This window comes from Kitasatospora phosalacinea, assembly GCF_030268885.1.
In the GTDB taxonomy this organism is placed as follows: domain Bacteria; phylum Actinomycetota; class Actinomycetes; order Streptomycetales; family Streptomycetaceae; genus Kitasatospora; species Kitasatospora phosalacinea_C.
Genome location: NZ_BSSA01000004.1, coordinates 83,214 through 98,108 on the forward strand (window position 1 = coordinate 83,214; position 14,895 = coordinate 98,108).

The 14,895-nt window shown below is 74.7% G+C and carries 15 protein-coding genes; 9 read left to right on the forward strand and 6 right to left on the reverse strand.

Translation table 11 applies throughout. From position 1 onward, the window contains the following. The first annotated feature begins 292 nt into the window (after nt 1–292). The gene (locus QSK52_RS08225; protein WP_285735252.1) at nt 293–904 is read left to right on the forward strand and encodes a hypothetical protein; all 612 of its coding nucleotides are present in this window, start codon (nt 293–295) and stop codon (nt 902–904) included. Nucleotides 905–971: 67 nt separating this feature from the next. On the opposite strand, the gene QSK52_RS08230 is transcribed toward QSK52_RS08225, so the two are convergent. Beyond that, complete coding sequence (locus QSK52_RS08230) at nt 972–1,964, reverse strand: aldo/keto reductase (RefSeq protein WP_285735253.1); 993 nt, start codon at nt 1,962–1,964, stop codon at nt 972–974. 118 nt (nt 1,965–2,082) lie between these two features. Here QSK52_RS08230 and QSK52_RS08235 point away from each other — a divergent pair, with 118 nt between their 5' ends. Further along, nucleotides 2,083–2,721 (forward strand): TetR/AcrR family transcriptional regulator, encoded by a 639-nt coding sequence (locus tag QSK52_RS08235; protein ID WP_285735254.1) that lies wholly within the window; start codon nt 2,083–2,085, stop codon nt 2,719–2,721. A gap of 172 nt (nt 2,722–2,893) precedes the next feature. Here QSK52_RS08235 and QSK52_RS08240 read toward each other — a convergent pair whose 3' ends face one another. Further along, nucleotides 2,894–3,652 carry a DeoR/GlpR family DNA-binding transcription regulator gene (locus QSK52_RS08240; protein ID WP_285735255.1) on the reverse strand — a complete coding sequence of 253 codons (759 nt, stop codon included), beginning with the start codon at nt 3,650–3,652 and terminating at the stop codon, nt 2,894–2,896. A gap of 49 nt (nt 3,653–3,701) precedes the next feature. Between QSK52_RS08240 and QSK52_RS08245 the strand changes: the two genes are divergently transcribed. Both QSK52_RS08245 and QSK52_RS08250 read left to right on the forward strand, forming a co-directional pair. Continuing rightward, nucleotides 3,702–4,112, forward strand: a complete 411-nt coding sequence (locus tag QSK52_RS08245) for a DUF4406 domain-containing protein (protein ID WP_285735256.1) — start codon at nt 3,702–3,704, stop codon at nt 4,110–4,112. Beyond that, nucleotides 4,109–4,807 carry an NUDIX domain-containing protein gene (locus QSK52_RS08250; protein ID WP_285735257.1) on the forward strand — a complete coding sequence of 233 codons (699 nt, stop codon included), beginning with the start codon at nt 4,109–4,111 and terminating at the stop codon, nt 4,805–4,807. Before QSK52_RS08245 ends, QSK52_RS08250 begins: the two co-directional genes overlap by 4 nt. A 102-nt stretch (nt 4,808–4,909) precedes the next feature. Here the strand turns inward: QSK52_RS08250 and QSK52_RS08255 are convergent, their stop codons facing one another. Both QSK52_RS08255 and QSK52_RS08260 read right to left on the reverse strand, forming a co-directional pair. After that, a complete protein-coding gene (locus QSK52_RS08255; protein ID WP_285735258.1) occupies nt 4,910–5,470 on the reverse strand; it encodes a GNAT family N-acetyltransferase in 561 nt (186 codons plus the stop codon). A gap of 108 nt (nt 5,471–5,578) precedes the next feature. Further along, nucleotides 5,579–6,163, reverse strand: coding sequence for a DUF3592 domain-containing protein (locus tag QSK52_RS08260; protein WP_285735259.1), 585 nt, complete (start codon nt 6,161–6,163; stop codon nt 5,579–5,581). A gap of 133 nt (nt 6,164–6,296) precedes the next feature. Between QSK52_RS08260 and QSK52_RS08265 the strand changes: the two genes are divergently transcribed. Together QSK52_RS08265 and QSK52_RS08270 are read left to right on the forward strand one after the other, a co-directional pair. Continuing rightward, nucleotides 6,297–6,833, forward strand: coding sequence for a SigE family RNA polymerase sigma factor (locus tag QSK52_RS08265; RefSeq protein WP_285735260.1), 537 nt, complete (start codon nt 6,297–6,299; stop codon nt 6,831–6,833). A 59-nt stretch (nt 6,834–6,892) separates the two neighbouring features. Beyond that, complete coding sequence (locus QSK52_RS08270) at nt 6,893–8,230, forward strand: hypothetical protein (protein WP_285735261.1); 1,338 nt, start codon at nt 6,893–6,895, stop codon at nt 8,228–8,230. Between the two features lie 10 nt (nt 8,231–8,240). Here the strand turns inward: QSK52_RS08270 and QSK52_RS08275 are convergent, their stop codons facing one another. Beyond that, a complete protein-coding gene (locus QSK52_RS08275) occupies nt 8,241–9,569 on the reverse strand; it encodes a glutamine synthetase family protein (RefSeq protein ID WP_285735262.1) in 1,329 nt (442 codons plus the stop codon). A 219-nt stretch (nt 9,570–9,788) separates the two neighbouring features. Between QSK52_RS08275 and QSK52_RS08280 the strand changes: the two genes are divergently transcribed. Together QSK52_RS08280 and QSK52_RS08285 are read left to right on the forward strand one after the other, a co-directional pair. Beyond that, entirely contained in the window at nt 9,789–10,427 is a 639-nt protein-coding gene (locus QSK52_RS08280; RefSeq protein WP_285735263.1) for a TetR/AcrR family transcriptional regulator, read from the forward strand. Nucleotides 10,428–10,546: 119 nt separating this feature from the next. Next, nucleotides 10,547–12,034 carry an MFS transporter gene (locus QSK52_RS08285; protein ID WP_285735264.1) on the forward strand — a complete coding sequence of 496 codons (1,488 nt, stop codon included), beginning with the start codon at nt 10,547–10,549 and terminating at the stop codon, nt 12,032–12,034. A gap of 65 nt (nt 12,035–12,099) precedes the next feature. Here QSK52_RS08285 and QSK52_RS08290 read toward each other — a convergent pair whose 3' ends face one another. Further along, nucleotides 12,100–12,681, reverse strand: coding sequence for a Uma2 family endonuclease (locus tag QSK52_RS08290; protein ID WP_285735265.1), 582 nt, complete (start codon nt 12,679–12,681; stop codon nt 12,100–12,102). A 408-nt stretch (nt 12,682–13,089) separates the two neighbouring features. On the opposite strand from QSK52_RS08290, the gene QSK52_RS08295 reads away from it, so the two are divergent. Continuing rightward, nucleotides 13,090–14,865 carry a 3-hydroxyacyl-CoA dehydrogenase family protein gene (locus tag QSK52_RS08295; protein ID WP_285735266.1) on the forward strand — a complete coding sequence of 592 codons (1,776 nt, stop codon included), beginning with the start codon at nt 13,090–13,092 and terminating at the stop codon, nt 14,863–14,865. Nucleotides 14,866–14,895 lie beyond the last annotated feature (30 nt).

Sequence of the window (14,895 nt, forward strand, 5' to 3'; positions counted from 1 at the left end):
GCACTACCGGGAGGAGCGGCGTCAAGGGGGCGGCCGGACCAGCTCGGTGCGGGTCGGCGACGGACGGGACGGCGACGGACGGGTCGGCGACGGGCGGGTGGGCGGCCTCGCGGCCGTGGGGCGCGGGTTCCGGCCCGAGTGCCGGGAGCCGTTCCGCGGAAGGGTGTTGGCGATCCGTCGACCGGCTCCGCGGGACAGCGGGCCGTCCGTCCGCCGGACCGGCTCCGGGGCCGCCGCCGCCGTGATCGAACCCGCGATCGGGGCACCGGCGGCCGCGGCTAGTCTTCCGATCATGGCTATGACACCTGACGAGTTCTACGACCACGCACGCGCGGCCGCCGACGGCGAACTCCGGCTCCCGCTGGCCCGGATGACGGGCTGGGAGATCAGCCCGTTCGAGCCGGAGGGGCTGCGCGTCTCGCCGCTGCGCCCGCCGGTGCTGCCCGAGCCGCCGCGGCACGGCGAGGACCCGGCGGACTGCGGGATGTGCCGGGACCGCGACGAGGGGCTGTGGTTCACCGACCACTGGCGGTTGGGTCAGGTCACGGGCGTCGGCGTGCCGCTGGCGCTGATGCTGTACCCGCGCGACCACTACGACCTGGCGGAACTTCCCGACGAGCTGGCCGCCGAGATGGGCGTGCTCACCACCCACGTAGTCCGCCAGGTGCAGGCGCTGCCGCACGTCTCCCGGGCCCACGTCTACCGCCTGGGCGACGGCGCCGCGCACCTGCATCTCTGGTTCTACGCCCGCCCGGCGGGCCAGGGCCAACTGCTCGGCTCCTGGCTGCCGGTCTGGGACGACCTGCTGCCGGAGTACCCGGCCGAGGTGGCCCGGGCGGACGCGGAGGCCGTCGCCGACGCCCTGGTCGCCTCGTACGGCGGCCGTCGCACGGCGGCCGCCTGAACTGCCGCCCGGTGGGCGGGGGTCGGTGCGTCGCCCGCCGCTCACCGGGCGTGGGCCCCGCCGGGGCTCACCAGGCGTACGCCTCGGGGGCGGGCTTGGCGCCGTTGGGACCGGGCGCGGGGAAGATCGCGTCCAGCTCGGCGAGGGTGTCGGGGTCGAGCGTGATCCGCAGGGCGTGCACGGCGCCGTCGAGCTGCTCGACCGTCCGCGGCCCGACGATCGGGCCGGTCACCCCGTCCTGGGCGAGCAGCCAGGCCAGCCCGACGTGGGCCGGGTCCTCGCCGAGCCCGGCGCACAGCCCCTCGTACGCCTCGACGGCCTCCCGCCGGTCCGCGAGGGCGGCGGCCCAGACGCCCGAGCCGCTGCGGACCGCGAGCCCCTCGCGCTGCTTGCGCAGCACGCCGCTGAGCACGCCGCCGTGCAGCGGCGAGTACGGGATCACGCCCAGCCCGTAGTGCCGGGCGGCGGGCAGCACCTCCAGTTCGGCCCAGCGGGACATCAGGTTGTAGATCGACTGCTCGGCGACCAGGCCGAGGAAGTGCCGCGACCGGGCCGCCTCCTGGGCCTGGGCGAGGTGCCAGCCCGCGAAGTTGGAGGAGCCGAAGTAGAGCACCTTGCCCTGCTGGCGCAGGACGCCGAACGCCTCCCAGATCTCCTCCCACGGGGTGTGCCGGTCGATGTGGTGCATCTGGAACAGGTCGATCCGGTCGGTCCGCAACCGCTTCAGCGAGGCGTCGACCGCGCGCCGGATGTGCAGCGCGGAGAGCCCGCCCTCGTTGGGCCGCTCCCCCGTCGGAAGGTACGCCTTGGTGGCGAGGACCGTCCGGTCGCGGCGGTCGCCGCCCTGGGCGAACCAGCGGCCGATGATCTGCTCGGTGAGGCCCTCGCCCTGCTGCGGGCCGTACGCGTCGGCCGTGTCGAAGAAGTTGACGCCGTGCTCGTGCGCCCGGTCCATGATCGCGCGGCTGTCCTCCTCGGAGGTCCGCGTGCCGAAGTTCATGGTGCCGAGGACGAGCCGGGACACCGAGAGGCCGCTGCGGCCGAGACGGGTGTACTCCATGTGCTTCCACCTTCCTGGGCGGCGAAAGTTGCGTCGAGCGGGATGCGAGGAAGCTACAACTTGCTACATGCGTGATGCAAGTAGATGCCGAAGGATGACAGCTGCGTATGCTTTTCCCATGGAGGCACAGACAGAAGGGCAGGGGCGGACGCCGGACGGGCCGCGGGGGAGGTCGGCGCCCACCGGCGGTCGGCCGCTGCGCGCGGACGCCGAGCGGACGGTGGCGGCGATCCTGGAGGCGGCCGAACGCACGCTCGGCCAGGACCCGGCGGCCACCATGGAGCAGATCGCCGAGGCCGCGGGCGTGGCCCGCACCACCGTGCACCGGCGCTTCGCCACCCGCGAGGCGCTCGTCGACGCGCTCGCCCTGTGGGCCGCCCGCCGGTTCGCCACGGCGGTGGAGGCCGCCCACCCCGACACCGCCCCGCCACTGGTCGCGCTCTACCAGACCACCGCCAACGTGCTGGCCATCAAGGCCAGTTGGGGGTTCGCGATGAGCCAGGGCAGCTCGGCCAACCTCGAGGTCGCCCACATCCACGCCGAGGTGCGGGACACCTGCGAGCGACTGTTCCGCCGCGCCCGGGAGGCGGGCGTCCTGCGCCCGGACGTCGACATCGCCTGGACGCGCCGCGTCTACTACGCCCTGATCCACGAGGCCGCGCAGCAGCAGGACGCGAAGGGCCCCGACGCCCTCGCCACCCTCGTGGTGGACACCCTGCTGCGGGGGGCCGGGAGCCCGCACCCCGACCGCCTGTGATCCGACCGCCCGCGGTCCGGCCGCCGTCGGCGTGACTCCGGCCGCCCCGGCGGGAGTTGCGCCAGAGGCGGGGCAGCCGGGGCAGCCGGGGCAGCCGGGGCCAGTCTGCGATCAGGCCCGGTCTGCGGTCAGGTCGGGCCCGGTCTGCGGTCAGGTCGGGCCCGGTCTGCGGTCAGTGGGCCGGGCGGATCTCCACGCCGGAGGCGGCGAGGCGGTCGAGGGTGGGGTGGTCGGGGGCCGCGTCGGTGATCAGGCCCGCGATGCGGTCCCAGGGCAGGACCCGGAACGGGGAGGCGGCGCCGATCTTCTCGGCCGAGGCGAGGATCCAGGTCTCGGCGGCGCGGGCGGCCAGGGCGCGCTTCATCGCGGCCTCGTCGGCGTCGCCGGTGGTGAGCCCCGCATCGGGGTGGACCCCGGTGACGCCGAGCAGGCAGAGGTCGGCGGAGACGTTCTGGGCGGCCTCGACGGCGGCGGCGCCGCAGGCGACCGCGGAGTGCTTGAACACCCGGCCGCCGAGCAGGAACAGTTCGGCCCGGGGGTGTTCGAGCAGGGCGGCGACGACCGTCGGGCTGTGCGTGATCACGGTGCAGTCGAGGTCAGGCGGGAGCAGCCCGGCGACGGCGAGCGCGGTGGTGCCGCCGTCCAGGATCAGCGTACTGCCGGGGCGGACCAGGTCGACGGCCGCGGCGGCGACCCTGCGTTTGCCGTCGGGCTTCACCGACTGCCGTTCGGCGTAGCCCGCCATCGCGGGGGAGGCGGGCAGCGCCCCGCCGTAGACCCGCTGGCAGAGTCCTTCGGCGGCGAGGTCGCGCAGGTCGCGGCGGACGCTGTCCTCGGAGATGCCGAGTTCGGCGGCGACGTCCTTGGCCACCACCTTGCCCTCCCGGGCGAGCAGTCCGAGCAGGTGGTCGCGCCGTTCGGCAGCCAGCATCCTCGTTCTCTCCTGTTCTTTCACGTTTCTGCATGTATGGTAGCGCCCCATGACCGCAACCGCAGCAGCCCACCCCGTCCCCGACTCCCCCCTGCTCGTCCTGATCGCCGGGCCGTACCGCTCCGGCACCGGCGGCGACCCGGCGGCGATGGCCGCCAACCTGGCCCGGCTGGAGGCCGCCGCCTGGCCGGTCTTCGCCGCCGGGCACCTGCCCGTGATCGGCGAGTGGATCGCCCTGCCGGTGCTCCGCTCGGCCGGGGCGGGCCCGACCGACCCGCTGGCCGAGCAGGTGCTGTACCCGACCGCGGCCCGGCTGCTGGCCCGCTGCGACGCGGTGCTGCGCCTGCCCGGCGAGTCCACCGGCGCGGACCTGGACGTCGCCACCGCCCGCCGCCGCGGCCTGCCGGTCTACCACGACGTCTCCGAACTCCCGCGCCGCGCCCGCCGGGAGGACGCGTGAACGCCCGCCCGGAGACCGGTCCCCGCCCGGGGGTCGACCTCCCCGACCACCGCGGCCGCACCGGCCTGGACCGCGCCGGACGCGACCTGCACCGCAACCCCGACGTGCGGGTGCGCGAGGTCGAACTCACCTCGCAGGGCTGGCACGTGCTGCGCCGCACCACCTTCGACTACCGCCGCCGCGACGGCCGGTGGACCACCCAGCAGCGCGAGACCTACGACCGGGGCAACGGCGCGGCGGTCCTGCCGTACGACACCGCGCGCGGCACCGTCCTGCTGACCCGCCAGTTCCGGTACCCCGCCTACGTCAACGGGCACCCCGACGGGATGCTGATCGAGGCGGCGGCCGGGCTGCTGGACGCCGACGACCCGGTCTCCGCGGTGCGCCGCGAGAGCCTGGAGGAACTGGGCGTGGAGCTCGGCCCGTTGACGCACGTGCTGGACGCGTACATGAGCCCGGGCTCGGTCACCGAACGGCTGCACTGCTACGCCGCGCCCTACCGCCCCGCCGACCGGACCGGACGCGGCGGCGGTCTGGAGGAGGACGGCGAGGACATCGAGGTGCTCGAACTGCCCTTCGCCCGGGCGCTGGCGATGACCCGGGACGGCCGGATCACCGACGGCAAGACCGTGCTGCTGCTGCAGTGGGCCGCGCTGGACGGGCCGTTCGCCGCCCGGGCCGCGCGAACCGCCTAGACGGCACGGTCTGCTCGGTCTGCACGATCTGCCCGGTCCGCCCGGTCCGCACGGTCCACTCAGGAACGTGCAAGAACGTGCAACCGGGCGGGGCGGGTCGGCTCAGAGCTGGGTGGGGCCGCCGTGCCGGGCGAAGAACTCCTCGGCGAACAGCGCGAACAGCACCACGTCGCGGTGGCGGCCCGCGACGAAGAAGTGCCGCCGCAGGCGGCCCTCCTCGGTGAAGCCGAGCTGTCGCTGCAGGGCCAGCGAGGGCTCGTTGTGGGCGAACACCCGGGCGGTGGCCTTGTGGTAGCGGCGCTCCTCGAACTGGTGCCGCAGCAGCAGCGACACCGCCTCGGCCGCGTAGCCGCGGCGGCGGTGCTCGGCGCCGACGGTGATGCCGTACTCGAACAGGCCGCTACGGCCGTCCGCCCGGTGCACGCCGGTCGCGCCGACGGCGGCGCCGTCGGCCAGCGCCTCGATGACCAACTGGTAGGTGTCGGCCGTCGGGTCCGCGGCGGCCTTCTCCCGGGCGAGGGCCGCCCACCCCTCGGCGGAGCGCGGCGGGTCGAGCGCGTCACCGAGCCGTTCCTCCTGCACGGAGAGCCGGGCGAGCAGCGGCCCGTCCTCCGGCTCGACCGCGCGCAGGCGCACCCGTTCACCCGTCCAGTAGCTCGTCATGCGATCTTCGTACCACAACCACCCCGGTCGCGAAGGGGATTGCGCGCCCCCGCACCGAATCACCGAACCACCGGACCGCCAGTCCGCCGGGCCCGGCGGACTCCCGCTTCAGGAGCCCTTGACGAGGAGGAACAGCGCCGCGCCGAGCAGGACCGCGCCCAGGACGGCGGACAGCGCCCCGCGCCACGGGACCTTCGGCTCGTGCACCCGGGTGTTCTCCGGCGCGGTGTCCAGCGGCGCCCCGGCCCCGTCCGGGCAGCGTCCCGGCACCTCGACCCGCCAGGGGCGTTCCGGGTCGTAGGAGACGTCCAGCGTCCGTCCGGCGGCGAACTCCTGCAGGTGCATCACGTTGACCCGGGCCCGGCCGTCCACCCGGTACGCGGGGCGCCCCTCGGGCGCGACCGTCAGGTCGAGTTGGACGGTGTGGTCGGGCCCCTCCCCCGTCGCCCGGGACTTCTCGATCCGGGCGAACGCCGGTGCGAGCGGGCCCTTCAGGTGCATCCCGGCGAGGCGGCGGCGGCCGGCGTACGTCAGGGCGACGGCGAGCAGGGCGGTCCAGGGGGTGAGGTTCACCGCGACCACGAACTGCGCGATCGCCCCGGGATCGTCCTCCCCCAACCGGGCCGCCCCCTGCACCACCGCCCCCAACTCGCCGCCCACGACGGCGAACAGCAGCAATCCGACCCAGAACATCCCCCGCTCCTTCTCCTCGGCGCCCACACTCTAGGGAACCGGGGCGACCCGCCCCCGACGGCCCTGTGACATCCCGGGCGCCGAACCGCGTCTGAAGGGTGACAGGGTACGCATCCTCGGGGGAACGGTGATCGTGGCATCAGCAGCAGCGCGCGGAGCGGACGCGGAGTACGCGGAGTTCGCCGCCAACCGGTCCGGCCATCTCTACCGCTCCGCCTGCCTGTTGACCGGCGGGGACACCCACCTCGCGGAGGACCTGGTCCAGGAGACGCTGAGCCGGATGTACGCGGTGTGGCGGCGGCCCGGCCGGTTCTTCTCCGGGCGGGCGATCGAGAACCCGGCCGGGTACGCGCAGGGGGTGCTGTACCGGCAGTTCATCAGCCACCACCGGCGGCGCAGCGCGGGCGAGCGGCCGATCGCGGAGGTCCCGGACCGGCCGGGGCCGGAGGAGGACGGCACGCTGCGGGTGACCCTGCTGGAGGCGCTGGCCGCGCTCCCGCCGCGGGACCGGGCGGTGCTGGTGCTGCGCTACTGGGAGGACGTCAGCGTCGAGGAGACCGCGACGATCCTGCGCTGCGGTTCGGGCGCGGTGCGCACCCGGACCTCGCGGGCGCTGGTCCGGCTCCGGGCGCTGCTCGGCGACGGCCTCACCGACCTCGCCCGGCCCTGACCCGACGGACCCGCACGCTCCTCCTCCCCCACTCCACCCAGCAGAGACGGTGATGACGCATGTCCGCACGGTTCGACCACGACGACGCGCACGGCCGCGCACCCGGCGACGCCCGGGGCCGCGGCCCCGGACAGGACGCCGAACGGGAAACCGGACAGGACGCCGGACGGGACGCCGGACGGGACGCCGGGCGCGGAAGCGAGGAGGGCCTGGTGCGGGCCTTCCGCGCGACCGGCGAGCAGTTCCTCGCCGACACCCCCCGGCTGGTCGAGGCCGGGGCCGCCCGGGGTCGTCGGCGTCGGCGCGGGCAGCTCTCCCTGGTGTCGGGGGCGGCCGCGCTGGTGCTGGCGGTGGGCGCGCTCACCGCGGTCGCGCAGTCGGACGGGCGCCCCGCGCCGGCCGTCGGCCCGGCCGCGTCCGGTACCGCCCCGGTGCCGCCCTCGGCCGGGGCGTCCGGGGCGTCCGGGGGGTCGGCGGCGGACGCGGCGCTGCCGGAGGAGCTGCACACGGTGTCGGTGGTGGGCCGGCTGCTGCCGCCGGGGGTGCGGATCCTCTCCTCGTCCGGTTCGACGCACGGGCCGGGCACCGTCCCGGCCGGCGAGGCCACGGCGTACCTGCTGGTGGACAACGGGCACGGCCGGAGCGGGCTGACGGTGTCGGTCACCGACACCAGGTGGGCGGAGCGCGCGGGCGGTTGCCCCACCGGGCAGGTCGCGGGCCGGGAGTGCCACCAGGTGCCCGACGCCGACGGCGGCACGATGTTCGTCAACACCTGGCTCCCGCCCTCGTCCGGCGCCTCGGGCGGGCCGGCCTTCCGCGACGTGCGGCGGGAGGACCCGGGCGGGCTCCGGGTCGTCGTCCACTCCTCCGTCGAGGCCGCGCCCGACGGCGGTCCGGCGCCCGGTCCGGAGTCGCTGCTGACCCCGGAGCAGCTGACCGCCGTCGCCGCGTCCCCGGCCTGGCGCTCCGTGCGGGAGGCGCTGGTCCAGGTGCCGGCGGACACCCGCGCGCCGGACGTCAGGCTGACCGACCTGGTGCCGGCCGGCCTGAAGGTCGGGAGCTACTCGGGCACCTGGTCCGAGCAGCTGGTGGTGCTCGTCGACGGCACCCGGGAGGTGAACCTGGTGGTGCAGGTCGCGAAGGCCGACCAGGTGACGCGCAGCTGGTTCGCGCAGGCGCCGGTGCGCCCCGACGGCAGCCGGGTCCGCGCGGCGGCCGACCGTCCCGTCCCGGACGCGCAGGGTGCGACCGAGACGGTGGTGGCGGTGCTGCGGCCGGACGGCCTGCTGCTGCGCGCCACCGCGTTCTGCCCGGCGGGCCACGACGTCCTGCTGACCCGGGAGCAGGTGGAGGCGGTGGCGCTGTCGCCGACCTGGTCGGCGCTGGACGCGCGCTGACGGCCCGGGGTCAGTAGCGGTAGCGGACGGCCTCGACGAGTTGCTCGTCGCTCAGCCCGGCGAAGCGGGCGATCTCGGCCTCCCGGACGTCGATGACGGCCCGCCAGAGCGGTTCGCCCAGGGCGGCGCGCAGCACCTCGGACTTGCGCAGGGCGTCGACGGCCTGGTCGAGGGTGGCGGGGAGGCGTTCGGCGGCGCCGCCGGGGACGTCGGGGTCGCCGGGGTCGCCGGTGGTCTCGGGGGGCAGGTGGAGGGCGTGGCCGAGGCCGGCCAGGCCGGCGGCGAGGACGCCGCCGACGGCGAGGTAGGGGTTGGCGGCGGCGTCGAAGCACTTGACCTCGGCGTTGGCCTGCTCGGGCGCGGAGCCGGTGATCAGGCGGAGCGCGGCCTCCCGGTTCTCCAGGCCCCAGCAGCGGTACGGCCCGGACCAGCGGCCGGGGGCCAGCCGCAGGTAGCTGGCGACGGACGGGGCGCCGAGGGCGAGCAGGGCGGGCAGTTCGGCGAGCACCCCGGCCAGGAAGGCCTCGGCCTCCCGGGTGAGGCCGTGCGGTCCGGTGCCGCCGTGGCCGAGGTTGCGGCCGTCGCGCCAGAGGCTGAGGTGCAGGTGGCCGCCGTTGCCGACGCCGCCGGGGGCGGTGACGGGGGCGAAGCTGGCGCGCAGTCCGTGGCGCAGCGAGACGGCCTGGACGGTGTGCCGCACCAGCAGGGCGGTGTCGGCGGCCTCGACCGGGCCGGTGGGGGCGAGGGAGAGTTCGTACTGGCCCTCGGTGTACTCGGGGTGGAGCTGGAGGACGGTGAGTTCCTGTTCGCGCAGGGCGCGCAGCAGGTCGCGCAGGTAGTCGCTGTTGCCGATCAGGCGGCGCATGCCGTAGGCGGGGCCCCCTTCGCCGCCGTCGACGATCCACTCCACCTCGATGCCGGCCCGGACGGTCAGGCCGCGGTCGGCGAGCGCGTCGGCGGTGCGGCGGGCGAAGCCGCGCTGGCAGCCGGGGTGGGGGTCGCCGTGCTGGGTCCAGCGGTCGCCGGGGGCCCAGGCCCAGCCGGGTTGGGCGGCGAGGCGGTGCAGGCCGGTGAGGTCGGGGACGAGACGCAGGTCGCCGGTGGGGCCGCCGGAGGGGGCGAGCGAGTCGTCGACCAGGAAGGCGTCGAAGCAGGGGGCGGCGCCGACGCCCCAGCGGGCGGCGGGTTCGAGGGCGCGGACGGGGACGGTCTTGACCCGGGTGACGCCGGCGTTGTCGACCCAGCTGACGATCACTCCGTCGACGCCCTCGGCCTCGATCCGGGTGGCGGCCACCCGGGCCTCGGCGGCGCGGTCGGCGCGTGGCTTGGCGGTGCTCATGGGCCCATCCTGACCAGGGGTTCCGGGGCGTCCGGGGGAACGCGCCGGGAGGTCACCCGCCGGTGGCGGCGCGGATGTGACGCAGGTCACATGGAATGACGAAATTTCCGGGGAGCAGTTCCCCGTTTAGACATCTGTCCGCAACAAAACGGGGAGACGATCCCCGGTAGGACGCGGTAGAAACGACCGAGACCCCCCGCTGCTCGAAGGGAGCGCACCATGACCGTCACCACCGCCGCTCCCGTCCGGCGCGCGGACGCGGCCCGCAACCGGGCCCGGATCGTCGCCGCGGCCCGGGAGGCCTTCGTCGAGCACGGGGCGATGGCCTCGCTGGACGAGATCGCCCGCCGGGCCGGGGTCGGCAACGCCACGCTGTACCGGAACTTCGCCGACCGCCGGACCCTGATCCAGCAGGTCTCCATCGCCGTGATGGAGCGGATCGTGGCGCACGCGCACGCGGCCGCCGCGGAGGAGCCCGACTCCTTCGCCGCGTTCAGCCGCTTCGTGCACGCCTCGGCCGAGGAGCGGATCGGCGCGCTCTGCCCGCTGCTCTCCGACACGATCGACCACGAGGACCCCGAACTCGCCGAGGCCCGCGCCGAGATGAAGCAGGTCACCGAAAGCCTGATCGCCCGCGCCCAGGCCGACGGCCTGCTCCGCACCGACGTCGGAGCCGGCGACATCGTGGTCGCCATGGCCCAACTCACCCGACCGCTCCCCGGCTTCGGCTGCCTCGACCTGGACCCGCACGTCCGGCGTCACCTGCAGTTGCTGCTGGACGGCCTGCGGGCTCCCGCGCCGTCCACGCTGCCCGGCCGTGCCGCGACCCTGGAGGACCTCACGCCCCGCTCCGCCTGACACCGCAAGGCACCCGGGGCGGCACGCGCCCCCACCAGACCTCACCGCGGGACGCCCCGCCACGGGCCGCGGTCCCGCACGCATTCCGTACGCTCTCGCACACACAAGTGGGTACCTCCATGTCTGACACCCTCCAGCCGGACCCGCGCCGGTGGAAGGCACTCGTCTTCATCGCCCTCGCCCAACTCATGGTCGTCCTCGACGCGACCGTGGTGAACATCGCGCTCCCCGACGCCAAGAAGAGCCTCGGCTTCGCCGACAGCACCACCCAGTGGGTGATCACCGCCTACGCCCTGGCCTTCGGCGGCCTGCTGCTGTTCGGCGGCCGCGTCGCGGACCTGTGGGGGCGCCGCCGGACCTTCATGGTCGGCCTGGTCGGCTTCGCCGCGGCCTCCGCGCTGGGCGGCGCCGCCGCCAACACCGCGATGCTGCTCGGCGCCCGCGCCCTGCAGGGCGTCTTCGGCGCACTGCTGGCGCCCGCCGCGCTGTCGCTGCTCGCCGTGATGTTCACCGACGGCAAGGAGCGCGCCAAGGCGTTCGGCATCTACGGCGCCGTGGCCGGCGGTGGCGGTGCGATCGGTCTGATCCTGGGCGGCGCCCTCACCGAGTACCTGAACTGGCGCTGGACCTTCTACGTCAACATCCCGTTCGCCGCGGTCGCCATCGCCGGTGCGGTCCTGGTCATCCGCGAGCCCGCGGTCGGCCTCAACCGCAACCGCCTGGACATCCCGGGCGTGCTGCTGGTCACCCTCGGCCTGGTCTCCCTGGTGTACGGCTTCACCCGGGCCGAGCAGAAGGGCTGGGGCGACACCAGCACCATCGGCCTGTTCGTCGCCGCCGCCGTGCTGCTGGTCGCGTTCGTGGTCGTCGAGAGCCGGGTCAAGGCCCCGCTGCTGCCGCTGCGCGTGGTCGCCGACCGCAACCGCGGCGGTGTCTACCTCTCGCTCGGCATGGCCGTGATCGGCATGTTCGGCCTGTTCCTGTTCCTCACCCTCTACATGCAGGACGTGCTGGGCTACAAGCCGCTGGTCAACGGCTTCGCCTTCCTCCCGATGGTGGCCGGCATGGTCACCGGCTCGACCCAGATCGGCGCCCGCCTGATGACCCGGGTCCCGGCCCGGTTCCTGATGGCGCCCGGCTTCGTGGTCGCCTCGCTCGGCCTGCTGATCCTGACCCAGATCGAGGTCAACACCTCGTACTGGCAGATCCTGCCGGGCCTGGTCCTGATGGGTCTCGGCATGGGCACCGCGTTCATGCCCGCGATGAGCCTGGCCACCTACGGCGTCCAGCCGCGGGACGCCGGCGTCGCCTCGGCGATGGTCAACACCTCGCAGCAGGTCGGCGGCGCGATCGGCACCGCGCTGCTGAGCACCGTCGCGCACAGCGCGGGCACCTCGTGGGCCAAGGCTCACGCGGCCACCGCCACCGACCCGGCGCTGTTCGGCCTCCAGGCCCAGGTGCACTCCTACTCCGTCGCGATCTGGGCGGCCTTCGGCATCCTGCTGCTGGCGGGCGTCACCGCGGGCGTCCTGGTCAACGCCGGCAAGCCGGAGCACCACGCGGAGGGCGTCGAGGCCGAGGACGCCGTCCCGGTCATGGCGCACTGACGCCCCACCGGCGCACCGCGCGCGAACGGCCCGCCCGGAACGCTCCGGGCGGGCCGTTCGGCGTTTCAGCGGCTGAACTCCTTGAGCTCCTCGGTGTCGAGGATGACGTTCACCGGCTCCGGTAGTTCCACGACGTGCCCGTAGGCCAGGGTCACGACGCTCCGGTACCGCCCGTCCTCGGGCTCGCTGTGCACCGAGAGCGCACCCGCGTCCCGGTCCACCAGCAGGAACACCGGGATGCCGGTCTCCGCGTACGCCTTCGGCTTCTCGACCCGGTCACGCCGGTTGGCGTCGGCGTCGTACGAGGTCACCTCGACCACCATCAGCACTCCGGCCGGGTCGGCCCACTCGCCTTGGCCCGCGAAGTTCCGGCGCGGTGCGAGCGAGCCGTCGGGCTTGGCCAGCCCGTTGCGGTAGTTCGCCACCTGCAGGCCCTGCTCCGGGTAGAGCCGCAGGTCCGGGCGCTGTGCCATGCAGCGTTCCAGCAGCCACATGATGATTTCGCCGTGGTCGCCGTCGGGCACCGGCTTGACTCCGACCCTGCCGTTGATGAACTCGAGCACCACGTCCTCCCGTTCGGCCGCCATGGCGATCTCCCTGAACTGCTCGAGTTCCATCTGCGGGCGCTCAGTCGTCATGACAGCCATGGTGTCCTCCTTCGGCAGTTGCGGCGACAGTACGGGTCCGTCGACGGCCCGGCGTGCCGCGTTCCCCCTTCCTACCCGTCGGTAGCTGGGCTACAGTGTCGGCACGCGCCAGCGCCGGGCCTCGGGAGCCGCACCGGCAGGCTGCGTTCTCTTCTCCTGTGTGCGCGTCGGCGTCGCTTCATGATCTGGTCGGAGCGCCTGAGCACCACGGCAGTGCCCCCTGGACGGAACCGGAGCGGACCGGTCCGTACCGCGGGGCGCCGCTGTCCTTCCTTCGGTTCTTCCGTTCCCGTTTCTCCCGTGCCGTCGGCACACCCTCCCCCGTCACACCCTCCGTCCGGGTTCGCGCTGTCGCGGCCGGGCGCCGACGGGGGCCGCGGCACGGGCCCATGACAAGGAGTCTGGACTATGGAGCGTCCCTTCCCCACTGTTGCCGTGGTCGGCCTGGGCACCATGGGTGCCGGGGTGGCCGTGGCCCTCGCGCGCAGCGGGCGTCGGGTGATCGGCGTGGAGGCCGGTCCGACGCAGGCGCTGCGGGCGCTGGACCGGATCGAGGCGTCGACCGCGCGGGCGGTGGAGCGCGGGCGGCTGGAGGCCGACGAGCGGGCGGCGCTGCTGGCGCTGATCGAGGTCGGCGACGACCTGTCCGCGGCCGCGGCGGCCGACCTGGTGGTCGAGGAGGTCCCGGAGGACCTGGAGCTGAAGCGCTCGCTCTTCGCCGAGCTGGACCGGATCTGCCCGCCGGGGACGGTGCTGGCGACCGGGACGACGGCCCTGAGCGTGACCCGGATCGCGGCGGCCACCTCCCGTCCCGAGCGGGTGCTGGGCGTGCACTTCTTCAACCCGGTGCACACGATGCGCCTGGTGGAGGTGGTCCGCACGGTGCTGACGGACCCGCAGGCGGCCGAGCAGGTCGCCGAGTTGGCGCGCGACCTGGGCAAGGAGCCGGTGGCGGCGGGCGACCGGGCGGGGTTCATCGCCAACGGCCTGCTGTTCGCGTACCTCAACCAGGCGGCGGCGATGTTCGAGTCCCGGTACGCGACCCGGGAGGACATCGACGCGGCGATGCGGCTGGGCTGCGGCCTGCCGATGGGCCCGCTGGCGCTGCTGGACCTGATCGGGATCGACACCGCCCGCACGGTGCTGGAGGCGATGTACGCGCAGTCCAAGGACCGGCTGCACGCCCCGGCGCCGATCCTGGGGCAGCTGGTCGCGGCGGGCCTGCTGGGCCGCAAGTCGGGCCGCGGCTTCTACACGTACGAGGCGCCGGGCTCCTCGAGGGCGGTGCCGGAGGCGCAGGCGGACGCGCGGCCGCGGGCGGCCGGGCGCGAGGTGCGCAGCATCGGCGTGTGCGGCAGCGGGACGATGGCGACCGGCATCGTGGAGGTGTTCGCGAAGGCGGGCTTCCCGGTGCTGCTGGCGGCCCGCAGCCAGGAGAAGGCGGAGCGGGCGAAGGCGCAGCTGGCCCGGTCGCTGGAGCGCTCGGTGGCCAGGGGCCGCCTGTCGGAGCAGGACCGGGACGCGGCGCTGGCCCTGGTGACGCCGACCGGCTCGTACCGGGACCTGGCGGAGGTCGACCTGGTGGTGGAGGCGGTGGCGGAGGACCTGGCGGTCAAGCGCGAGCTGTTCGCCGCCCTGGACGAGCTGGTCAAGCCGGGTGCGGTGCTGGCCACCACCACCTCCTCGCTGCCGGTGATCTCCTGCGCGACGGCGACCTCCCGGCCGCGGGACGTGGTGGGGATGCACTTCTTCAACCCGGCGCCCGCGATGAAGCTGGTGGAGGTGGTCTCCACGGTGCTGACCGCCGAGGACGTCACGGCCACCGTGCTGGAGCTGTGCGCGAAGGTGCGCAAGCACCCGGTGGAGTGCGGCGACCGGGCCGGTTTCATCGTGAACGCGCTGCTGTTCCCGTACCTGAACGACGCGGTGCGGATGCTGCAGGAGCACTACGCGACGGTGGACGACATCGACACCGCGATGAAGCTGGGCTGCGGCTACCCGATGGGGCCGTTCGAGCTGCTGGACGTGGTGGGGCTGGACGTGTCGCTGACCATCGAGCAGGTGCTGCACCAGGAGTTCCGGGAGCCGGGGCTGGCGGCGGCGCCGCTGCTGGAGCACCTGGTCGCGGCGGGGTGCCTGGGGCGCAAGACGGGGCGTGGTTTCCGCGACCACGCACGGCGATGACCGGCCGTCCGGCGCCCGTTCCGGGGGCCC